This window comes from Bryocella sp. (genome assembly GCF_058498515.1).
This window is the reverse complement of record NZ_JBMHYI010000001.1, coordinates 17,407-39,046: the sequence shown is the minus strand read 5'-3', so window position 1 is coordinate 39,046 and position 21,640 is coordinate 17,407. Positions and strand designations below refer to the sequence as shown.

The window sequence follows — 21,640 nt, the reverse complement described above, 5'->3', positions numbered from 1 at the left end:
GTTCGATGAATGCCTCGCTCGCTTGCAAGCTCAGGCTAGAAGCTAGAAGCTAACAGCTAAGAGCTTCCCTATGTCCGCACCCATCAGCAACGAGCGCCCTCCTTTCGATCAGCCGATCGTCGACATCGTCGACTACGTGCTGGGTTACAACGTCACGAGCGAGCTGGCTTACGAGACAGCGCGCTACTGCCTGATGGACACGCTGGGGTGTGGGCTGGAGGCGTTGGGCTATCCGGCTTGCACCAAGCTGCTGGGGCCGGTGGTTCCGGGGCTCACGATGACGAACGGCGCGCGTGTGCCGGGCACGGCGTATGAGCTCGATCCGGTGCAGGCGGCATTCAACATCGGCGCGATCATTCGCTGGCTGGACTTCAACGACACGTGGCTGGCGGCGGAGTGGGGACACCCGAGCGACAACTTGGGGGCGATCCTTGCGGTAAGTGACTGGCTTACGCGGAACGGTACGCCTCTGACGATGCGCGATGTGCTGACTGCGATGATCCAGGCGCATGAGATCCAGGGCTGCCTGGCGCTGGAGAACAGCTTCAACAAAGTCGGGCTGGATCACGTGATTCTGGTGAAGGTGGCCAGCACGGCGGTGGCGGCCAAGCTGCTCGGCTTGACGCGCGAGCAGACGCTGAAAGCGGTGTCGCTGGCGTTCGTGGATGGACAGTCGCTGCGGACCTATCGGCATGCTCCGAACACGGGGTCGCGCAAGAGCTGGGCTGCGGGCGATGCTACGTCGCGTGGGGTGCGGCTGGCGTTGATCGCGAAGACCGGAGAGATGGGTTACCCGAGTGTGTTGAGCGCGAAGACATGGGGCTTCTACGACGTGAGCTTCAAGGGGCAGCCGTTCAAGTTCCAGCGGGCTTATGGAAGCTATGTGATGGAGAACGTGCTGTTCAAGATCAGCTTCCCGGCGGAGTTCCACTCGCAGACGGCGGTGGAAGCGGCGATGACGCTGCATAGGCAGCTGGCGGCGATGGGCAAGACGGCTGCGGACATCGCCAAGGTGACGATTCGCACGCATGAAGCGGCGATCCGCATCATCGACAAGCAAGGCCCGCTGAATAATCCGGCGGACCGCGACCACTGCATTCAGTACATGGTGGCGGTGCCGCTGATCTTCGGGCGGCTGACTGCCGAGGACTATGAGGACAAGGTTGCGCTCGACCCGTTGTGGGGCAAGCGGATCGACGAGGTGCGTTCGCGGATTGTGTGCGTGGAAGACGCGCAGTTCACGCAGGACTATCACGATCCCACGAAGCGCTCGATTGCGAATGCTCTTACGGTGGAGCTGAACGATGGAACCTTGCTGCCTGAGGTTGTGGTCGAGTATCCGATTGGACATCGGCTGCGGCGCACCGATGGGATTCCGCTGCTGATTGAGAAGTTCCAGCGCAACTTGTCCCGTAAATTCGGCGCGCAAGAACAAGACGCGATCATGGCTGCCTGCAACGAGCAGGCGAAGCTCGAGGCGATGCGAGTGGATGACTTTGTTTCGATGTTCGTGGTGAAGGAGTAAGACCGTGGCAGAAACACCGGATTATGCGGCGATGCTGGCTGTGGCGATTGAGGAAGCGCGGATGGGGCTAGCGGAGGGCGGCATCCCTATTGGGGCGGCGATCTTCCGGCGCGATGGCACGCTGTTGGGGCGTGGGCGCAATCGGCGTGTGCAGCAGGGCGATCCGAGCGTGCATGGCGAGACTGACGCGTTTCGGAACGCGGGGCGGCAGAAGAGCTATCGCCACCTGATCATGGTGACCACCCTGGCCCCGTGTTTCTACTGCTCGGGGCTGGTGCGGCAGTTTGGGTTTCGCACGGTGGTCGTGGGCGAGAGCGAGACCTTTCAGGGCGGCATCGAAGAGCTGCGGGCGCTGGGGATCGAGGTCGTCGACATGAAAAGCCGTGAGTGCATCGAGCTGCTGGGCGGGTTCATCGCGGCGCACCCTGAGGTTTGGAACGAGGATATTGGGGTGGATGAAAGCTAGCTGCTCGCTTATAGCTTCTGGCTGCTAGCCTTTCGGTATCGGCTCCCGGGGGGTACCCCCCTCCCCCCCTTTTGCGCAAAGTCTTCGATCGGGAGACTTTAGGGGTGGACCTTGGTTTTGCGGCTCTTTGCTGAGCTGTTTCGTCACGGGGTCCCTCAGCGGCTGAAGCCGGGGTTTCGGCGGCGCGTTGATGTCACGGCTGAAGTCCTTCGATGACGCTCAGGACGACCTGCCGTTCGTGGCGGGGCCACGGGGGCGCGGTGGAGACGGTTCCTGGCAGGGGATTTATGGCGGCCATTCGTGCGTAGGAATGAAGCTCCGGCACCCGGACATTGGGGCCGCTCCTTCCATTGTAGGGAGTGGAGCGAGTAGAAGCGCCAAGTCGGTGGGGTGCGTTTCGCCTGTATTGGCGCTGGGTTTCGCGGATGCGCGAGACTCCGGGAGCTTGACAGCGCTAGTGTGCAGACTGGGAGGAATCGTCGCACCAGATCTTTAGCGAGAGGTTTTGCCTTCGCTGCAAACAACAGGTCCTTCGCTCTGCTCAGGATGACAAATTCTCTGTAGTGAGTTGAAAGTCAGGACGCTAGGCTCGCGTGAGGAGCTCCAACAAAGCGCGCTCGTGGGGCCACTTTGCGATGAGCTCTGCGCGGGGAGCGTCGGCGTAGTCTTCGAACTCGAAGCCGGGGGAGACGGTGCAGCCCAGCAGGGCCCAGCTGTTGGGTTCTTCGGGGTGGAGCAGGTGGGAGCCTTGCCATACGCCTCGCGGGACCACGGCTTGCAGCAGCTCGCCTGCGGCGATGTCCTTGCCGAGGATGATGCGCTTGCTCGTGCCGTCGGGGAAGCATTGCAGCATCTCCACTGCGTCGCCGAGATAGTGGTGGAAGATCTCGTCGCTCTTCAATACGTGCATCTCGGAGAAGGTGTGGGGCTCGAGGAGGTAATAGATGGCGGTGGAGGTGCGGCGCGGGCCGGTGTAACGGCCGTCGCTGAAGCTTTCGGGCGCGATGAGTTCTTCGCTCTCCCAGGTACGGATGTACCAGCCGCCTTCGCGGGGATGGGGCTGGAGGTGGAGGAGTTTTTTGACGTCGTCGGCGGTGAGAGAGGGCATGGAGAGATGGTAGCGGGTGGGTTCAGGGGCGCAGGGTCGAACACGAACGTGGGTGGGGCGGTCGCGCTATACGCGCGATGCCCACATCTCTTCGAGATATGGGGCACCCGGGCGTAGTGGTCGGGCTAGAGGTGGGAGGGCGGTAAAAGGGTTTGGCGGGGATTCGCGATATGCTGGCTGAACAGCCCTCCAAATCTGCCACGAAAAGAGACGAGCAGCCCATGCGCGAGCGCCTCGAACGCCACTTCGGTTTTGCCGAGCACCAGACGAACTGGCGCACGGAGACGCTGGCTGGGGTGACGACGTTCATCACGATGGCGTACATCATCTTCGTGAACCCGTCGATTCTGTCGCAGACGGGGATGCCGCTGGCTTCGGTGACGGTGGCGACTTGCTTGTGCGCGGCGATTGGGAGCTTCCTGATGGGGGCGCTGGCGAATTATCCTCTCGCGCTTGCGCCCGGGATGGGGCTGAACGCGTACTTCACCTACACGGTGGTGAAGGGCATGGGCGTGCCGTGGCAGACGGCGCTGGGCGCGGTGTTTCTCTCGGGCGTGATCTTCCTGCTGCTGACGTTCGGCGGCATACGGCAAAAGCTGGTGGCGGCGATTCCGTACCAGCTGCATGCTGCCGTTGCAGGCGGCATCGGCCTCTTCATCGCGTTCATCGGGCTGGTCAATGCGCACATCATCGTGCGTAGCGCTGCGACGACGGTGACGCTGGGTGACCTGCACCAGCACGATGCGCAGCTGGCGATCTTCGGGATTGTGCTGATTGCGATTCTGCAGGCGTATCGCGTGAAGGCGTCGATGCTGATTGGCGTGCTGGGCACGCTGCTGGTGGGCATCCTCTTTCACCAGGTGCACTGGCAGCCTTCGACGATGGACCCGATGGCGATTCGGGCGACGGCGTTTCAGCTCGACATCCGCGGCGCGCTGAAGATGAATGCGCTGGAGATCATCTTCGTGTTCCTGTTCGTGGATTTGTTCGACAATATCGGCACGCTGGTGGCGGTGACGGAGCGGGCGGGCTTGATCGCGGAGGATCATACAATTCCCCGGCTGGACAAGATCTTCTTCGCGGACGCGACGGCGACGGTGGTGGGATCGCTGGCGGGGACGTCGACGGTGACGAGTTATATCGAGAGCTCGGCGGGTGTGGCTGCGGGCGGGCGCACGGGTGTGGCGGCGATTGTGACGGGGCTGCTGTTCCTGCTGTCGATCTTCGTGGCGCCGCTGGTGGGACCGATTCCGGACTTTGCGACGGCTCCGGCGCTGGTGCTGGTGGGCGCGCTGATGGTGGCGGGGTCGGCGCGGATCGACTGGGACGAGCCGCGGGTGGCGATTCCGGCGTTTCTGACGCTGATCACGATTCCGCTGACGTACTCGATTGCGACGGGGCTGAGCTTTGGGCTGATCAGCTTTGCGGTGCTGGAGATTGCCACGGGACGGGCTCGGCGGCAGCACTGGATGCTGTATCTGCTGGCGTTGCTGTTCCTGGGGCGGTTTGTGTGGATGCATGCGGGGTAACGGGGCGGGTTGTGCGTTCTACGTTGTGCGTGTTCCGAGACTCCACGGTTGGCGTAGCCGTCTGTGGGGATGTACGCCGGGCACGATTACCGTGACAGCACGGTCAAAGTCGGTCGCGGATCTCGCAAGTGGCATCTCAGCCTAGGTACAATTCGCATCGGAGGAACACATTATGGACCGCACAGCATCCGCCATCTGGCATGGTGGCCTGAAGGATGGCAATGGCACGATCAGCACGCAGAGCGGCGTGCTGAAGGACGCCCAGTACAGCTTTACCACGCGCTTCGAGAACGGCATCGGGACCAACCCCGAGGAGCTGATCGCGGCGGCGCACGCGGGCTGCTTCAGCATGGCGCTTTCCGGCCAGCTGACCAGCGTGGAGCACGTGCCGCAGAGCATTGAGACGTCTGCGACCGTGACGATGGAGAAGACTGACGACGGTCCGACGGTGACGAAGATTCACCTGCAGACCCGCGTCCGCGTGCCGAACCTCGACGCGGAGAAGTTTGCGGAGCTGGCGAAGAAGGCGAAGGAAGGCTGCCCAATCTCGCGCCTGCTGAAGGCTGCAGAGATCACGCTGGACGCGCAGCTGGTGTAATTTTTTGAGCTCAACCGAGCGCTGATGGAAGACGAGCCTCCGGAGAGATCCGGGGGCTTTTGTTTTTTCTGACGGGGACGCCTAACTACCTCGTGCTCCGGATTGTCTAAGTGGGCGAATGGACAGCGTGGAGCTGGAAGCGATCCGTCGAGTACGGGACGGGGACCGGGATGCGTTTCGCATCCTGATGGACCGTCATCTGGCCGCGGTGCTGCGCGTGACGGAGAGGATTACGGGCAATGCGGTGGACGCGGAGGAGGCTACGCAGGAGGCATTTCTTGCGGCGTATCACCGGATCTCGAAGTTCCGCGAGGAGGCCTCCTTCGGAACGTGGGTATACCGCATTGCGGTGAACCGCGCGCTGAACCTGGTGGAGCGCAGGGGGCGCGAGGTGACGTGGTCGGCGAAGGCGGTGGAGCCGACGGACGAGACGGCCTATCCGGCCTCGGCTCTGCCCACGCCGGAGGCGGAGTTGCTGCGCGGCGAGGCGATCGCGCGGCGCGAACGGGCCATGCAATGCCTTACCCCGATGGAGCGCACGGCGCTGGTGCTGCGGCACCTGGAGGACCAGTCGATGCGCGAGGTTGCGGAGGCGCTGAACATTTCTGTCAATGCGGCAAAGCAGGCGGTCTTCCGGGCCGTTGCGAAGATGCGCCGCGAACTGAGCCCACCGGCGATGAAGACCCAGCCGACGAACCGCAACTACCTTGAGGAGGCACGATGAGTTCCTTCAACGAAAACGAGCTCATCGCGTTCCATCTGCATGAGCTTTCTCCGCAGCGGGCACGCGAGCTGTATGCCGCGCTGGAGAATGATCCGCAGCTGGCGGCGGAGTCGGCAGCGATTGCGGCTACGCTCGGCGAGCTGCGTGCCGGGAGCGAAGCGCCGGCGATGACGGCGGCGGGCTTGGCGGCGATCTCCGACCATCACTGGCAGAGGCTGCGGCCGGCGCTGGTGGAGGCGCGGGGCTCGGCGTTCGGGTGGTGGAAGCCGTTCACGCTGGGGACGCTTTGCGGGCTGGTGCTGCCGAGTTTGTTCTTCCTGTTTCATGCGGCGACTCCGGCGGTGCTGCCGCCTCCATCGCCTCCGGGTGTTGCGGCGGGTGGTGGAGCTGCTGCTCCTGCGCCTCAGGCCGTGCCGGTGATGGGAGAGCATGGCGGGCGTGGGACTGGCGGTGCCGCGGGGGGCCCGGTGAGGTGGCGTGTCGCTACGTGCGCGGTGACGCCGCTGCAGACAGAGGTTGCGGAGAATTCGGAGCAGAAGCCGCGGGTTGCGAATGAGCCGGGAGAGACGCTGATGCCGCCGCAGGTTGCGAGCTTCGATTGGAGGGAGGCTCCGTTGCTGCCGGGCAGTGGGGCCGGTGGGAGGGTGATGGCTTCTTCCGAGTTGAAGAACGATGCTGAGCCGCCGGTGGCTTTGCCGGTTGCGGTGAAGCAGCCTTCGCACCATCATCCGTTCTCGGTGACGGCGGCGGCGCTGGGGAATCTCACGGTGGGGCGGAGCACGGTGAATGTGACGGACTTCGTGGGGGTCTCAACGGGGATAGCGCAGACGGTGAGCGAAAGCTCAGCGCCGGGAGCGCTGGTGAGCGTGGAGACGCCGGTCTTCCGCATGATCAGCCTGCGGTTGGATGGAGCGATGCACACCAGCCGGTACACGTACACCGCGGGGAACTTCACCTCGAGCACATCATCGAGCTCGTTCTTCCAGACGGGCAGCATTCAGGAACGGCAGGTGGAGTTCACGCCGTCGGCCGTGCTGACGGTGCCGACGAGTGGAAGGATCTCGCCGTATGTCCAGCTGGGTGGAGGCATGCTGGTGTTTGCGCCGCACGACAACCCGAACATGGCCATCCATCGCGCGTATCGCTCGACGGGACTTGTGGGCGGCGGTGCAAAGATCCACCTGACCGATCACCTGGATCTGACCGCGGGGTATCGCGGCGTGATCTATCGGACGCCGGAGATCTCGTATGGCTACATCAAGCAGGCTTCGATCAACGAGTCGTTCCCGGTTCTGGTGCGGCGCACGTTGTCGAGCCAGCCGTTTCTCGGGTTGACCTACACCTTCGGCAAGGGGAGGACCAACTGACACGCTTCCTTCGACCTGTCTTGATCCTGCGTGATGCCCTGGCCGCCTTCGACGGAACATAAGAACACGGGTTCGCTGCGCGCGCTTCTTTCCACCGTTGGCTACTCACCACGAACGGCTTCTGGCTTCTGAAGCCTGCGCGGAGGTGTGCGCCGAAAACCTCGTTCTTGGCCAGAACGCTCATCCCCAAACGCTGGAGGTTTGTATGTTGTCTGCATCGTATTGCCATTCGTTGAAACGCCTTGCGGTGGCGGTGTTTTCGTTCCTCGCGATGGTGGCGGGCGCGCAGTCTCGTTCTACTGTGGTTGTGAGTCTGCCTGAGGCTTCGGGCGCAGTGTCGGAAAGCTCTTCGAGCTCCAGCGGCGATGCGTTGCCGGAGACGCCGGCGGCTGCACCCCGGACGGCAACAGCGAAGCACCACATAGAGACGACGATCTCGCTGGGTGCGTTTGCGAGCCTTACGCCGACGCGCCTGCAGAACGAATCCCAAGGCTTCATCGCCACGGAGAGTTCCAACCCTTCGGCGGGAGTGCTGGGCACGTTTCGGCAGAGCTTTACGCCGTGGTTGGGCTACTCAGTGAACATGGGTTTCACGCGCACCACGCTGCACTACACCAACGGAGCGAGCTACGGCAGCGCGGGTACGGGCGCCAACTACTACACGCCTGCCGACCAGTATGAGCTGAGCCTTTCGTACTTCGCGCAGAAGCACATTACGCCGCGGCTTACGGGATTCTTCGATCTCGGTGCGGGCATGCAGACGTTCCTGCCGGAGAACCGCGGCGCAAAGCCTCTTGGGACGCCGCTGTATGAGACGCCGCCGGTTACGTTCCGGCCGCTCGGAGTGGGTGGGTTCGGGGTCGACTATCACTTCAGTCCGGCGCTGGCGCTGCGGGCGGAGTATCGCGGGCTGCTCTCGAAGTATCCGGACTTCGCGGGCACGGGTCCGCGGCTGATCAGTGTGTCCAGCCAGCCGACGGTGAGTGTGACGTATACGTTTGGGGGGAAGAAGAAGGAGAAGTCGGCGGAGAAGAAGCCGACGTTTTATTGAGGTGGGCAGAGGGACGGCGCGGCAGGGGGTACTCTGCTCTCTATCTTCGGCGAGCAGAGGATAGCGCCGCTACGAGCGAATACAGGGGTTCCTCGGCTGCGCCTCGGAATGACAACCTGTTGCGCTAAGCCTCAAGCGAAGCTCAGTGGGCGTGGGCGTGATCGTGGGTATGGCCGCCGGGGCCGTGGTGGTGGTGGGAGTGGCCGTCGATGACCATGGGCTCGGGTGGGGAACAGCAGCCGTCGACGGTGGGGCAGTCGGTGACCTCGAGCTGAATGGTGGTGTGGTGGATGCCGAAGTGGTCGCGGACCTCGTGGTTGATGCGGGCGAGGACGGCTTCGCACTCGGCGAGGGTCATCTCGGTGACCTGCACGTGGCAGGCGAGCGCGTGGCTCTGGGAGGTGAGGCTCCAGACGTGGAGGTCGTGCACGTTGACCACTCCTGGGGTGCTCTTCATCGCGGAGCGAATCTCGTCGAGGTCGACGCCGCGGGGCGTGCCTTCGAGGAGGATGTGCAGGGTCTCACGGACGATGCCGTAGCTGCTCCAGAGAATGAGGCCGGAGATGATGAGCGAGAGGACGGGGTCGATCCACGACATGCCGGTGAGCTGGATGACGAAGCCGCCGACGATGACCGCGGCGGTGGAGATGGTGTCGCCCAGCATGTGGACGAAGACGCTGCGGATGTTGACGTCTCCGGAGAACTTCCAGAGCAGCGTGGCGATGAGGCCGTTCATGAGGACGCCGGCGGCGGCAACGTACATCATCAGGTGGGGCTCGACCGCGACGGGATGGAGGAAGCGGCCGATGGCCTCGATGGCGATCCAGGCGGCCAGCACCATGAGGCTGAGCGCGTTGACGAAGCCTGCGAGCACACCGGCGCGCTGGTAGCCGAAGGTGCGCTTGTCGGAAGGCTTGCGGCCCTGGAGCCAGACGGCGAAGAAGCTGAGCGCGAGGGCGGCGAAGTCGGAGAGATTGTGGCCGGCCTCGGACAGAAGTGCCAGGGAATGGGCGCGGAGGCCGAAGATGAAGGTCGCGGCGATGTACAGTGCTGTAAGAGCCAGCGAGATCTTGAGGATGCGTTGCACCGCGCCGCGAGTGGTCGATAGGGCCATCAATATCAGTGTACGCCGGGCCTTGGGCCCGAAGCATTCCTCCCAGGAATGGCGATTCCGACCAGAGCCAGGAAACCGTAGAGGGGGATGGGGCAAGTGCGCTCCGCCCTGCGCTCGTCGGCATCCAACCTGCAAAGAGCCTTAGGGCGGAAAGAACGACTACGTGAGGATCAGGGAAGTCTCAGACCATGCCTTCCAGTTAACGCGCCTGGGTCTGGTGAATTGTTATTTGCTGCGGGAGGCGGATGGGTACACGCTGATCGATGCTGGTTTGCCGGGGTCGGCGGAGGCCATTCTCGTTGCGGCGAGGCAGCTCGGCGTTGCGATGGAGATCCAGAGGATCCTGCTGACGCACGCCCACATGGACCACATCGGTTCGCTGGACCAGTTGACCCACCTGCTGGGGAACGCGAAGGTGGCGATCGGCACGCGCGAGGCGCGGCTGCTGCCGAAGAAGCCGGCCCAGGATCGCTCCCGCGATGCGGGTGAGGCTCCAGGGAAGCTGAAGGGAATGTATCCGGGCGCGACGTCGAAGCCGACCCACCTGGTCACCGATGGAGAGCTGTACGGTTCGCTGCGCTGCATTGCGACGCCGGGGCATACGCCGGGGCACTTCAGCTTTCTCGACGAGCGCGATGGCACGCTGTATTGCGGTGACGTGATGACGACGGTGGGAGGACACACGAGCCTCGCGGGCTGGGCGCCGTGGTACTTTCCGCTGCCCAATTTCGCGACGTGGGATCGGGAGACGAACCTGGTCAGCGCGCGGAAGCTCTTCGAGATGGCGAGCCTGACCTCGATGGAACAGATTGCGCCCGGGCACGGTCCAGTGTGCGCGCTGAACCCGAAGGTGCTGGCGGTGGCGATTGTCGAAGCGGAGCGGACCGGGAAGCTAAGGGCGGCGTAGCTAACGTAGCTAACGGGGCTTTGCGGCCAGCTCGTCGTGCGAGAAGTCGCGGCTGAGGCCGAGCTTTTCAGCAGCAGTGTCGAGGGCCTGCTGCGTGCGGAAGAACAGCTGGCGCGGGTTGGAGCGGGGGAAGAAGCGGATGACGACCTCGGGGTGCGTCACGGACTGGTCCTTGCCGTCGCGGAAGGGGTAGCCGAGGTCCTGCAGCAGGTGCAGCGAGCCTTCGTTGCCGCTGGGATTGCCGTCATCGGCGACGATGCCATAGACCGCGCGGTGGGTGCGGTGGGAGTAGACGGCGACGAAGTCTCCGAGCCGGGCTCCGCGGCGGCGGCCTTCGTCGCCGAGGACGACATAGTTGATGCGTGTGGCGTCGACGTAGCGGAGGGGGTCTTCTTCGCGGGTGCGCGCGGGGTCGGTGAAGGCTGTCTGCGAGATGTAGTAGCCCGGTGCGGGGTCGTGCGGTCCCTGCACGATGGGGATGCTGGGGTTGTCGTCGTCGGTGAGGTAGCCGACGATGGGCGCGCCGGGACGGGCGCGGTAGTGCGCATTCTTCAGGTAGTCGAGGGTCTTCCGGGTGGGCGGGCCATAGGCCGTGGGCGCGCCGTCGACATCGACATCCATGCGGCGGGTGAGGATTTCGAAGGATGCGGGCGCGGGCTGGGGAGGCTGAGCCTGCGCTGCGGAGAGCAGCGTAGCGATCGCGAGCGGAAGTGTGAGTCGGCGATGCGGCACAGGAGGCTCTCTGTGAGGTTAGACGAGGGCAGGTACTGGCCGGGTCTCCGAACCGGGAGTCATCCGTTGTGAGAATTTTGTGCAGGCGGCCCGTAAGCCGAATTCTGTTTTAGACGGTCATTCCTCTAGGCGCCGCATTACTACGACGCTCCAGCAACCTACCCGCAGGTTTCGACTCGCTTGCGCGTCTCTTCGTCTTGCCGTAACGGGCCGCTACGTGACATCGCCTGAAGAGGAGCGATTGTCTCCCTGCCTATTTGGTCTTGCTCCGTGTGGGGTTTACCGTGCCGTTGACATTACTGCCAACGCGGTGGGCTCTTACCCCACCGTTTCACCCTTACCTCTCACTTGCGCGAGGGGCGGTTTCTTTTCTGTTGCACTGGCCGTCCACGAGCCTTGACGCTCGCGTCCCGGACGTTATCCGGCACACTGCCCTGCGGAGTTCGGACTTTCCTCCCCCCGGCGTAGCTTGCGCCCGCCGAGCGGCGACCATCCGACCGCCTGCACCTGTTCAGTGTAGCAAGCGTGGGATTTTGGGGTATCCCGGATGCCTATCTCTGGACACAACTGGGCGCGATGGAGCAGTATGCCTTGCGCAGGTAACTGGTTAAAACTGGTTACTGTCTGGGGATGCTGGTTACCGTCTGCTAGTGCCAGCCGGGGTTCCCTTACGACCAACGGTCGCGGGGTGGCCCGCACAGGCGCTGCACTTGGCATTAGTCTGAATTTCTATGTTGGCCAAACTGAGCGATCTAATCCGGGCCCTGGAAGAAGACGAGATCGTTCCGTATTTCCAGCCGATCGTCGACCTGCGCTCCGGCGAGCTGCGGGGGTACGAGGTGCTGGCGCGGTGGATGCACCCGCATGAGGGCCTGATCCTGCCGATGAGCTTTATCGGTGTGGCCGAGGACAACGGCCTGATAGGCGAGCTGACCAACCAGGTGCTGCGCAAGGCGTTCCGCGAGGCGGGCGCGCTGAGGGTCCGGGCGCACCTGGCGGTGAACATCTCTCCGCGGCAGATGCGTTATTCGAGCCTTCCGCTGCAGATCCGGAACTCGGCGGAGGAGCAGGGCTTCCCACTGGATCAGCTGACGATCGAGATTACGGAGAGCGCGCTGATCGGCAACATCGAGCAGGCCACGCAGATTGCCAAGGCGCTGAAGGATATGGGCTGCCGGCTGTCGCTGGACGACTTCGGGACGGGCTACTCGTCGCTGGCGCATTTGCAGGCGCTGCCGTTTGACCAGCTGAAGATCGACCGGAGCTTTGTGGCGTCGATTGCGACACGGCGCGAGAGCCGCAAGATTGTGGCGGCGATCCTGGGCCTGGGCCACAGCCTGGACCTGGTGAACCTTGCCGAGGGCGTGGAAGAAGATGCGCAGGCGGAGATCCTGCTGCGGCTGGGTTGCGAGCTGGCGCAGGGCTGGCGGTACGGCAAGCCAATGGCTTCCGATGAGATGCCGCAGGCTGCGGCCACCGCGCCGCACGCTGTTGCGCTGGGCAGCCACCATGCGACCAGCGGGTCCGTGCTGGAGGCGTTGCCAGCGGAGCGGCTGGCGCAGATGCAGGCGATCTACGACGGAGCTCCGCTGGGACTTTGTTTCCTCGATCGCCGGCTACAGCTGGTGAGCCTGAATCATCGCCTGGCGAACATGCTGGGCCGCCCGGTGGAATGGCACCTCGGTCGTGCGCTGAGCGAGCTGTACCCCGAGACCTTCGCGCAGACCGAGCCGTATCTTCGCCGCGCTCTCAGTGGCGAGGCGGTGTCCGACGTGCGGATCTCCGGAGAGACCGTTGGTGGGCAGGATATCCTCATCAGCTTCCAGCCGGCACACGATGAGGCCAACGAAGTGATCGGGATCTCGGTGGCGGTCTTCGAGGAGAAGGGTTCGCACCGGGCTTCGGCGGAGCGGACTCTGCGTCGCGAGGCGAGCCAACGGCGTCAGCCGCGTGGCTGGCTGCTGGCTGCGGCCGAACAGTAGACCAGCCGGCGCTCCCGGCGCGACGGAACTGATCTTCCTGACTTCGCGTATCTGCTAACCATAGGAGACGTGCGTCCGCGGTCTGGCCCCGTCGTGCGCAGGATAGACTCGACGAAGGAATATCCGATCATGTCCCGGCCTTTTCCTCCGCGGCTAAAGCCGGATCAGTTTCTGGCTTTTGTCACGGCTGAAGCCGTGACCTGCCGTTCGTGCCGCTTGTTCAATGTTCCTAAGGAATTCTGCCCGGAAGGTCTGAAAGTCCATGGAGACCAAGGAAGCATTCAAGATCGCGGCCCAGTCTCTGTGGGCGAACAAGCTGCGCAGCGTGTTGACGCTGCTCGGCGTGGTGATTGGCGTGGCCAGCGTGATCGCGGTCGTGACGCTGATCAACGGGGCGAACAGCTACGTCGCGACGAAGATCAACAAGCAGGGTGCGGATGTCTTCACGATCTCGCAGCAGCCGGGCTTTACGACCAGCTACCAGGAGTACCTGAAGTACCAGAAGCGCAAGGTCATTACGCTGGATCAATACCACGCCATCCAGCAGGGCTGCTCGATGTGCCGGCAGGTGGGAGCGTTGCAGTCGACCACCGGCAAGATTGTGTATGGCACGCAGTCCAGCACGGACACGCAGATTCGCGGCTACACGGCGTACATGCCGGAGATGCAGAACCTGGATATTGCCGAGGGCCGCAGCATCACGCAGTCGGATGAGGACCATGCGACGAACGTCTGCATCGTGGGCTCGGACATCGAGGAGAACCTGCTGAAGTTTGCCGACCCGATCGGCAAGGAGATCCGCGTCGATGGCGTGCCGTGCACGATCATTGGCCTGGGCGAGAAGCAGGGCAAGACGCTGGGCCAGAGCCAGGACAACTGGGTGGCGATCCCTCTGACGGCGTACCAGAAGACCTACGGCACGAAGAAGTCCGTGACGATTTACTCGAAGGCCGGCAGCGGCGACGCCGCGATGCAGGCGGCGAGCGATCAGGCACGGGTGATCATGCGGCAGGTGCGGCATGACCGGCCGGGCGAGGATGACAGCTTCACGCTGGAGACCTCGAGCGCGCTGGCGGGGCTGTTCTCGACGATCAGCAACTACATCGGCGGCGTGGCGGTGGCGATTGCGGCGATCTCGCTGGTGGTGGGCGGCGTGGTGATCATGAACATCATGCTGGTGAGCGTGACGGAGCGGACGCGCGAGATTGGCGTGCGTAAGGCGCTGGGCGCGAAACGTGCCGATGTGCTGATGCAGTTCCTGATGGAGAGCGCCACGCTATCGCTGGTGGGTGGGATCTTCGGTGTCATCGGCGGCGTGGTGGTGGCGAAGGGCGTGTCGATCCTGCTGGGATTTCCGGCGGAGATTGCGTTGTGGAGCGTGTTTGTGGGGCTGTTTGTGGCGTTGTCGACGGGGATTTTTTTTGGGGTGTATCCGGCGCGGAAGGCGGCGGAGCTGGATCCGATTGTGGCACTCCGGAGCGACTTTTAGCGGGCAGTGAATAGTGAGTAGTGAATAGTGAAGTAAGGCGCAATGTCGCCGCTTCCGCAGAGCGCACCCGAGGAGAGCAGCATGTCGGTGCAGAGCTTTCGAGATTCCATTGCATGGCAGCGGGCCATGGATCTGTCATCCGCAATCTATGGGATGACGAGGACGTTTCCCAGGGAGGAGATGTTTGGCCTCACTAATCAGCTTCGGCGAGCGAGCGTTTCGGTCGCGAGCAACATTGCAGAAGGTCAGGGCCGGCTTACGACAGGTGAGTTTCTTCATTTTCTCGGAATGGCGCGAGGGTCTGCACTAGAGATCCAGACCCAACTCGAGATCGCAAGGCGACAAGGCTATGGCGATTCGAATGCGATTTCAGAAACTGACGGGATTGCTTCCGAGGTGGTAAAGATTTTGAATTCGGTCATCGCCACGATACGGAGTCAGAAGGCTTCTGCCTCGCGCCACTAAGTTTTTCTTCACTATTCACTACTTCACTATTCACTCCCTCATCTGCCTATGCGCACTACTGATCAACGCGAATCTATCCGAATGGCTCTCGATACTCTGCGCACCAACAAGGTGCGGTCGGGGTTGACGATTCTTGGCATTGTCATCGGTGTGATGACGGTGATTACGATCTCTTCGGTGATCAATGGGCTGAACAGCTCGATCTCCAACCTGGTCGCTTCGTTTGGCACGAATGTGTTGTGGATCTTCCGGTTTCCGGCGATCGGCGTGCGGCCTACGGCAGAGATGCTGGCACGAAAGCAGCTGACGTACGAGGACATGGAAGAGATTGCGAAGCTGCCGCACGTGGTGGCGGCGACGGCGTCGCTGCAGTACACGAACTACCAGTTCAACGAGGGTTCGGTGATTGCGAAGTGGGGCAATCGCAAGGTCGATAACGTCTCTCTCGAGGGCGATACGCCGAAGAACGCCGAGGTCTATGACCTGGTGCTGAGCCAGGGGCGGTACTTCACGGAGATGGATCAGACACGCGCGGCGGACGTTGTCGTGCTTGGTTCCGACCTGAAGGACGGCCTCTTCGGTCCGGTCGATCCGATCGGCAAGGACATCGTCGTTGATGGCCGCACGTTCACGGTGATTGGCGTCTTCGAGAAGCAGAAGACGGCGTTCGGCGGCGGGAAGAATCCTGCGGACAGCTATGCGTATCTGCCGGTGACGACGTTCAAGAAGTTGCACCCGGAGATTCTTGACTATTGGCTGAGCGCGAAGTTCGACGACCAGAAGAACAAGGGGCTGGTGGAGGATGAGATTCGCGAGCTGCTGCGGCGGCGGCGCAAGGTGCGTAATTCCGCGCCCGACAACTTTGCTATCTTCGGCTCGGACTCAATTACGCGGCTGTGGACGCAGATCACGGGGAGCCTGTTCCTGCTGATGTTCGGGTTGAGCGCGGTGGGCCTGATGGTGGGCGGCGTGGGCGTGATGAACATCATGCTGGTAAGCGTGACGGAGCGGACGCGCGAGATTGGCGTGCGCAAGGCGATTGGCGCCACGCGCGGCGTGATCCTGATGCAGTTCACGCTGGAGGCGATCGTGCTGTGCGCGATTGGCGGGGCGATTGGGATCCTGGTGGGGTCGGGGCTGGCGATGCTGGCGCGGTTCTTCATTTCGGCGACGGTGAGCCCGATCTGGGTGGCGGTGGCGTTTGTGTGCTCGTGCGGGATTGGGTTGGTGTTTGGGATCTATCCGGCGTACAAGGCGGCGAACCTGAACCCGATTGAGGCGTTGCGGTACGAGTAGGGTCGGCAGATTGCCTCAGGGGTTTTTAAGTCCCTTTGCACATCGGGTGTTTAACGCACGAGCTGAAGGTCGTACCCTTCAAAGGGTAGATCTTCCGGTCCCCCGTATAACGCCTACAGGGAAATGCTTCAGCGAAAGTTTGAGCCAGGCTCAAACGGTCCCTCAGCGGCTAAAGCCGCGTTGATCTTGCAGCTTTGTGTCACGGCTGAAGCCGTGACCTACCGTTCGTGCCACACGCCGTTCTATGGCGGCTTCGGTCTCATGGCCGAGTGCGAGATCCCCAATAGATCAGAGGCCTTCTAGGGCAAGCCGAGCCAGGCGGCTTTCTTGGTTGTGCGCCACCACACGTAGATCATCACCATGGCTGCGCCTGCCAGCGCGATGGCCAGGCCCATCCAGACGCCGGCGGCGGCCATGTGGAAGTGGTAGGCCAGCAGAGCACCCAGAGGTGCGGCGACGAACCAGAAGCAGACGAGCTGGGTGAAGAATGGGGCGGAGGTGTTGCCGGCGCCGCGGAGAGCTCCAGTGAGCGTGGTCTGGAGGCCATCGAAGAACTGGAAGCAGGCGGCGATGCCCAGCAGCGGGATTGCGGCGTGGATGACGCCTTCGTCGGGGGTGAAGAAGCGGGCGATGGGGCGGGGGAAGGTGAAGAAGGCCACCGCGCAGAGCAGCATGAAGCCGCCTCCGGCGAGGACTCCAGCCCATCCTGCGGCGGCGGGAGCGTCCTGCGGAGCGGTGGAGGCTGTGCCGTCCGCGTGGGCGCGAAGGCGGCCGATGGCGTGGCCTACACGCACGGCGGTCGCCGCTGAGATCGCGAACGGGACCATGAAGGTGGTGGCGGCGCACTGCAGCGCGACTTCGTGCCCGGCCAAGGGCAGGGAGCCGAAGGTGGCGATGATGGAGCTGGCGAGGCCGAAGATGCCGACCTCGACGAAGACTTGCGCGGCGGCGGGCGAGCCGAGCTTGAGCAGGCGGCGCATGTGCTGGCCTTCGATGCGGAAGCGCGTGGTACGCAGGCCGTAGTTGTGGCGATGGTCGGCCCAGAGAACGGCGACGACCAGGCAGAGCATCATGTAGAAGCGGGCGAAGCTGGTCGACCAGCTGGAGCCGGCGACGCCGTAGCCTGCGAGTGCCAGCGTGTGTGAACCGAGGCGCAGCGTGTGGGGCCAGCGCAGCACATGGGGATAGATCAGGAGCCAGTCTCCGGCGGCGTTGACGAGGTTTGCGGAGACCAGCGCGAAGGCGATGGGGCGGGCATGGTGCGCGGCCTGCAGGTAGCGGCGCAGGGTGAAGTAGAGGAGCAGTGGCAGCGCTCCCCAGCTGAGGCCCTGCATGGCGGGGATGGCCTGACGGCGGACCTCGGCGTCCATGGGCAGGAAGTGGAGCAGATAGGGGCCGGCGAAGAACAGGGCCATCAGCCCACCGGCCACGAGCATTGCCAGCACGAGCCCGTGTTGCAGCCAGCGATTGGCTTCGGCGATGTCGCGGGCGCCGAAGGCCTGCGAGATAAGCGAGTCCAGCCCCAACAGCACACCGCCGGCGCCGAAGGTGCAGACGTTGAACATCACCTGCGCGATGGCGGCGGCTCCCATGGGCACGGAGGAGTGGGGCAGGCGGCCGACGAGGACCGTGTCCACGACGCTCATGGCGTTCCAGCCAAGCTCAGCCAGGATGAGTGGGGCGGCGAGCGCCAGGAGGGGCTTAAGCTCGCGGCGGATGCTGGTCATTCCGGGCATGGTTGAGGGTAGCAAAGCTGGATGAGGACTTTGCTCCAACGTCTTGCCCTTTTCCATTCGCTGCGGGATTGTTGCTACAGCGTTCGCATGGGAATGGTCCAGATGTTGGTGTTGCTGTTGTCCCACAAGTCCAGGCGTGCGGCGTCCTCGATGGCCTGGGCGTGCGTTCGGGGGAAGTGCACGATGATCGTCCGGTCACTGGAGAAGTACAGCGTGCGGCGGTCGGGGCTGAGGCGAGGGTCGTTATCCTCGCTCGAGCCGTTGGCGGTGTCGCCTTCGTAGCGAATGGGCTGGATCTCTCCCCATCCGTTACCCTTGCGGGCGACGACGAAGAGGTGCTCGTGCGCGGTCTCGCCGGGGAATGGGCGGCGGCTGGTGAAGACGAGAAACGACTCGTCGGGGGCGATCTCCGGATCGACGTCCTTCACGCTGCCATCGCTGAAGGCCAGCGGCTCCGCCTGGCGATAGACGCCGTCGACGCACTTCGAGCGGAAGAGACTCAGCTCCTTCCCGGGCATCGCCGCGGTGAAGTAGAGGCTGCCGTCCGCGGCCACGCTGGGGCGGAAGATCTGCGGAAATGCGTTGACGGCTGGTGGCAGCTCCCGGGGAACTCCCCATCCCTGCGCGGTGCGGTCCACGCGGTACAGGTGCGAGGTAGCGCGGGGCGCGTCTGTGGGATTGGCAGGCGGCAGGCGGTGCACCGAGACAAAGACGACGTAGGAGCCATCGGGAGAGAACGCCGGCGAGGAGTCCGACCACTCGCCGGAGAAGCTGGCGACTGTCGGGCGGCTCCATCGGCCGTGCCCGAGGTGCGACTCCAGGACCACGGACCAGCGCGGCGCGGAGCGCGTAAACAGCAGCGTTCGGCCGTCGGGCGAAAAGCTGGGCGTGCCCTCGTTGGCTGGTCCGGAGATTACTCCCGGGGCAAAGACCGCAGGCTTGGGCAGCGGCGTGGCCTGCTGGCCGAGTGCGGAGGACAAGGAGCCCGAGGAGAGCGCGACCGAGGCTGCCGTAAGCAAAGGCAGGCCCGCAACGTGCTGGAGCAGACGAGTCATGGACATGGAACCTCGAAGGACTTGAGTGACTTGGAGAAGCGATGCGCGCCGAGTGAGCGAATATTTGCCCGCTGGCCGCTGCACGGCAGAGTACATCCAACCGAACCGTGCGAAAACCCGCGATTTTCTTGACAGCGCAACGCCGTTCCCTGATGCTTAACGCTCAGGTGCGATTGAGCCAGCGGTGTGCGTGTGTCCTGGGTGGGAGTCCGGGGCTGCAGAACTTCGCTGGTGTTCGGACGCCGATCTTGCAGGCGCGCCGGGTAAAACGGTCCCACGAAATTTTGATGAAAGACGCCGCGGATCTCCCCCAGCGGAGGGAGCCGGGCAGCCGGGCGCGCAAGGCGCCGGCGGTAAGGAACTGAGCGTTGAACGGTTTGGCGATGGCGTTGTTGGCGGCGGGCGGACTTGGGTCCCTCGGCAGCCTGATTTACCTGGTGCCCATCGTGGCGCTGTATTTTCTGATGATCGTCCCTAACCAGCGGAAGCAGAAGAAGTGGAATGAGATGCTGGCGTCGATCAAGGCCGGGGACAAGGTCACGACCAATGCCGGCATCAAGGGCACCATCGTTACGGTTCGGGACGACGTCTTCGTCATCCGCACGGCTCCCGACGGCATCAAGCTGGAGTTTGTGAAGAGCGCCATCGCGGCGGTTACGACCGACGAGCCGGTGGACAAGAAGTAGACAGGAAACAGTAGACAGTCAAAACACTAGACCGTCAGTAGAACGAAAGCAGTTCGGAAATCGCGAGCGTACGCATTTATACGCAGAGTTGGCGTTGCGGCCTTTGGGCCCGCGCGAAGTTGAAGGAAGTCAGGATCGATGGGTAAGAATCTGGGCACAAGGCTCGCGATCATCATCGGCATACTGCTGGTGTTCGCATATGGCATCGTGGGTATCCCTCACGGCGGTCTCAAGCAGTCGATCGCGGATCGCATCCACCTCGGTCTGGACCTGCAGGGTGGCATCCACCTGGTGCTGAAGGTCCACGTGACCGAGGCGGTGAATGCGCAGACGGATCGCGATGTGCAGCGGCTCAATACGGAGCTCGCGACCTACACCGCGACCGCGGCCAAGCCCAATGCGGCCGATGCGGCGGATACGGAGAAGGCCTCGCAGCAGGGCTTCGATGTGGCCAAGGCGAACCTGATCCAGATCTCGGGCGGGACGGCGGCGCAGCAGTCGGATATCCGCGGCGTGCTGAACGGCCAGGAGTATGCGAACTACGAGGTCAACTCGACCGGCAGCGGCTATACGCTGACGCTGAAGCAGCAGGCCGTTCGCGACATCGAGTCGCGCACGCTGGATGTCTCGATTGAGACGATCCGCGAGCGCATCGACAAGCTGGGCACGCTGGAGCCGGTGGTCGAGAAGTACGGTCTGGGCGACGACGAGATCCTGCTCGAGCTGCCGGGTGTGTTTGATCCGGGCAAGGTCGAGCGCATCATCGAGACCACGCCGAAGCTGGAGATCCACGAGGTTGTGGGCAGCCCATATCCCGATCCCACGCAGGCGCTCACCGCAATCGGCGGCGTGCTTCCTCCGGATGAGCAGATCGTTACCGGCGGCAACGGCATGGGCGGTCCCGACCAAGCCTGGGTGCTGAAGCGCGCAGCGGTGGTCGAAGGCACGGACTTCCGCGATGCGCAGCCCTCGACCGATGAGAATGGCCGACCTGACATTCGCTTCTCCCTGACGACGGACGCGGGCGAGCGCTTCTACAAGTACACGTCGAGCAATGTGGGCAATGCGATGGCGGTGGTGCTCGACAACCGCGTGCGCGAGGTGGCGAGCATCAACTCGGCGATTCGCGACGACGGCCAGATCACCGGCGGCTTCACGCAGGAGCAGGCGGAGAGCTTGTCGCAGGCGCTGCGCTCGGGATCGATTCCGGCAACGATTACGCAGATTGAGACGCGCGTCGTCGGCCCGAGCCTTGGTTCGCAGTCGATCCACGACGGCGTGATGGCTTCGATCATCGGCATGGCGGTCGTGATGATCTTCATGCTGGTGTACTACCGGGGCGCGGGCATCAACGCGGACCTGGCGCTGGTGCTGAACCTGCTGATCCTGCTGGGGTTCATGGGGTACACGCACTCCACGCTGACGTTGCCGGGCATCGCCGGCGTCATCCTCACCATCGGTATGGGCGTCGACTCCAACGTGCTGATCTTCGAGCGCATCCGCGAAGAGCTGCGCAGCGGCAAGAACTCCGCCGCCGCAGTGCAGGATGGCTTCGGGCATGCGTGGATCACGATTCTGGATACACACGTGACGACGGTGGTTTCAGCCGGCATCCTGTTCCTGTTCGGTACGGGTCCGGTGAAAGGCTTTGCGGTCACGCTGACGCTTGGTCTGCTGGCCAACATCTTTACCGCGGTGTTTGTCTCGCGCACCATCTTCGACTGGCTGCTCAGCAAGAAGGAACGCGGCGCGGCGCTGTCGATTTAGCGCTCCCGAAGGGAGCGAGCTTTTAGCCGTTAGCTTCTAGCTC

At 63.4% G+C, this 21,640-nt stretch carries 19 protein-coding genes and 1 other RNA gene; 14 read left to right on the top strand and 6 right to left on the bottom strand.

The window, feature by feature from the left end:
* Nucleotides 1–70 precede the first annotated feature (70 nt).
* Nucleotides 71–1,525 carry a bifunctional 2-methylcitrate dehydratase/aconitate hydratase gene (locus AC5E6W_RS00175; RefSeq protein ID WP_491750226.1) on the top strand — a complete coding sequence of 485 codons (1,455 nt, stop codon included), beginning with the start codon at nucleotides 71–73 and terminating at the stop codon, nucleotides 1,523–1,525.
* Between the two features lie 4 nt (nucleotides 1,526–1,529).
* Nucleotides 1,530–1,991, top strand: coding sequence for a nucleoside deaminase (locus AC5E6W_RS00170; RefSeq protein ID WP_491750225.1), 462 nt, complete (start codon nucleotides 1,530–1,532; stop codon nucleotides 1,989–1,991).
* Nucleotides 1,992–2,574: 583 nt separating this feature from the next.
* Here AC5E6W_RS00170 and AC5E6W_RS00165 read toward each other — a convergent pair.
* The gene (locus tag AC5E6W_RS00165) at nucleotides 2,575–3,099 is read right to left on the bottom strand and encodes a cupin domain-containing protein (protein ID WP_491750224.1); all 525 of its coding nucleotides are present in this window, start codon (nucleotides 3,097–3,099) and stop codon (nucleotides 2,575–2,577) included.
* 221 nt (nucleotides 3,100–3,320) lie between these two features.
* On the opposite strand from AC5E6W_RS00165, the gene AC5E6W_RS00160 reads away from it, so the two are divergent.
* The 5 genes from AC5E6W_RS00160 to AC5E6W_RS00140 all read left to right on the top strand — a co-directional run bounded on the left by AC5E6W_RS00160 (nucleotide 3,321) and on the right by AC5E6W_RS00140 (nucleotide 8,368).
* On the top strand, nucleotides 3,321–4,628 hold the full coding sequence (locus AC5E6W_RS00160; protein ID WP_491750223.1) for an NCS2 family permease: 1,308 nt from the start codon (nucleotides 3,321–3,323) through the stop codon (nucleotides 4,626–4,628).
* Between the two features lie 172 nt (nucleotides 4,629–4,800).
* The gene (locus AC5E6W_RS00155; protein ID WP_491750222.1) at nucleotides 4,801–5,226 is read left to right on the top strand and encodes an OsmC family protein; all 426 of its coding nucleotides are present in this window, start codon (nucleotides 4,801–4,803) and stop codon (nucleotides 5,224–5,226) included.
* 118 nt (nucleotides 5,227–5,344) lie between these two features.
* The gene (locus AC5E6W_RS00150) at nucleotides 5,345–5,950 is read left to right on the top strand and encodes an RNA polymerase sigma factor (RefSeq protein WP_491750221.1); all 606 of its coding nucleotides are present in this window, start codon (nucleotides 5,345–5,347) and stop codon (nucleotides 5,948–5,950) included.
* Entirely contained in the window at nucleotides 5,947–7,317 is a 1,371-nt protein-coding gene (locus AC5E6W_RS00145; RefSeq protein WP_491750220.1) for a putative outer membrane beta-barrel protein, read from the top strand. The genes AC5E6W_RS00150 and AC5E6W_RS00145 overlap by 4 nt, the downstream gene beginning before the upstream one ends.
* 205 nt (nucleotides 7,318–7,522) lie before the next feature.
* Entirely contained in the window at nucleotides 7,523–8,368 is an 846-nt protein-coding gene (locus AC5E6W_RS00140) for a hypothetical protein (RefSeq protein ID WP_491750219.1), read from the top strand.
* Nucleotides 8,369–8,510: 142 nt separating this feature from the next.
* Here the strand turns inward: AC5E6W_RS00140 and AC5E6W_RS00135 are convergent, their stop codons facing one another.
* The gene (locus AC5E6W_RS00135; protein WP_491750218.1) at nucleotides 8,511–9,482 is read right to left on the bottom strand and encodes a cation diffusion facilitator family transporter; all 972 of its coding nucleotides are present in this window, start codon (nucleotides 9,480–9,482) and stop codon (nucleotides 8,511–8,513) included.
* Between the two features lie 217 nt (nucleotides 9,483–9,699).
* On the opposite strand from AC5E6W_RS00135, the gene AC5E6W_RS00130 reads away from it, so the two are divergent.
* Nucleotides 9,700–10,389, top strand: a complete 690-nt coding sequence (locus AC5E6W_RS00130) for an MBL fold metallo-hydrolase (protein ID WP_491750217.1) — start codon at nucleotides 9,700–9,702, stop codon at nucleotides 10,387–10,389.
* A 9-nt stretch (nucleotides 10,390–10,398) separates the two neighbouring features.
* Here the strand turns inward: AC5E6W_RS00130 and AC5E6W_RS00125 are convergent, their stop codons facing one another.
* Both AC5E6W_RS00125 and rnpB read right to left on the bottom strand, forming a co-directional pair.
* Entirely contained in the window at nucleotides 10,399–11,121 is a 723-nt protein-coding gene (locus tag AC5E6W_RS00125) for a hypothetical protein (RefSeq protein WP_491750216.1), read from the bottom strand.
* A gap of 77 nt (nucleotides 11,122–11,198) precedes the next feature.
* Nucleotides 11,199–11,626, bottom strand: an RNA gene (rnpB, locus tag AC5E6W_RS00120) — RNase P RNA component class A.
* Nucleotides 11,627–11,852: 226 nt separating this feature from the next.
* On the opposite strand from rnpB, the gene AC5E6W_RS00115 reads away from it, so the two are divergent.
* The 4 genes from AC5E6W_RS00115 to AC5E6W_RS00100 all read left to right on the top strand — a co-directional run bounded on the left by AC5E6W_RS00115 (nucleotide 11,853) and on the right by AC5E6W_RS00100 (nucleotide 16,353).
* Nucleotides 11,853–13,103: a sensor domain-containing phosphodiesterase gene (locus tag AC5E6W_RS00115; protein WP_491750215.1), complete on the top strand. Its 1,251-nt coding sequence runs from the start codon at nucleotides 11,853–11,855 to the stop codon at nucleotides 13,101–13,103.
* Nucleotides 13,104–13,365: 262 nt separating this feature from the next.
* Nucleotides 13,366–14,592 carry an ABC transporter permease gene (locus AC5E6W_RS00110; RefSeq protein WP_491750214.1) on the top strand — a complete coding sequence of 409 codons (1,227 nt, stop codon included), beginning with the start codon at nucleotides 13,366–13,368 and terminating at the stop codon, nucleotides 14,590–14,592.
* Between the two features lie 81 nt (nucleotides 14,593–14,673).
* Complete coding sequence (locus tag AC5E6W_RS00105) at nucleotides 14,674–15,057, top strand: four helix bundle protein (protein WP_491750213.1); 384 nt, start codon at nucleotides 14,674–14,676, stop codon at nucleotides 15,055–15,057.
* 81 nt (nucleotides 15,058–15,138) lie between these two features.
* Nucleotides 15,139–16,353 carry an ABC transporter permease gene (locus AC5E6W_RS00100; RefSeq protein ID WP_491750212.1) on the top strand — a complete coding sequence of 405 codons (1,215 nt, stop codon included), beginning with the start codon at nucleotides 15,139–15,141 and terminating at the stop codon, nucleotides 16,351–16,353.
* Between the two features lie 299 nt (nucleotides 16,354–16,652).
* Here the strand turns inward: AC5E6W_RS00100 and AC5E6W_RS00095 are convergent, their stop codons facing one another.
* Both AC5E6W_RS00095 and AC5E6W_RS00090 read right to left on the bottom strand, forming a co-directional pair.
* A complete protein-coding gene (locus AC5E6W_RS00095; protein ID WP_491750211.1) occupies nucleotides 16,653–18,080 on the bottom strand; it encodes an MATE family efflux transporter in 1,428 nt (475 codons plus the stop codon).
* Nucleotides 18,081–18,163: 83 nt separating this feature from the next.
* Complete coding sequence (locus AC5E6W_RS00090) at nucleotides 18,164–19,150, bottom strand: TolB family protein (protein WP_491750210.1); 987 nt, start codon at nucleotides 19,148–19,150, stop codon at nucleotides 18,164–18,166.
* A 362-nt stretch (nucleotides 19,151–19,512) separates the two neighbouring features.
* Here AC5E6W_RS00090 and yajC point away from each other — a divergent pair, with 362 nt between their 5' ends.
* Nucleotides 19,513–19,830, top strand: coding sequence for a preprotein translocase subunit YajC (gene yajC / locus AC5E6W_RS00085; protein WP_491750209.1), 318 nt, complete (start codon nucleotides 19,513–19,515; stop codon nucleotides 19,828–19,830).
* 138 nt (nucleotides 19,831–19,968) lie between these two features.
* Nucleotides 19,969–21,597 (top strand): protein translocase subunit SecD, encoded by a 1,629-nt coding sequence (gene secD, locus AC5E6W_RS00080; RefSeq protein WP_491750208.1) that lies wholly within the window; start codon nucleotides 19,969–19,971, stop codon nucleotides 21,595–21,597.
* Nucleotides 21,598–21,640: the final 43 nt, after the last annotated feature.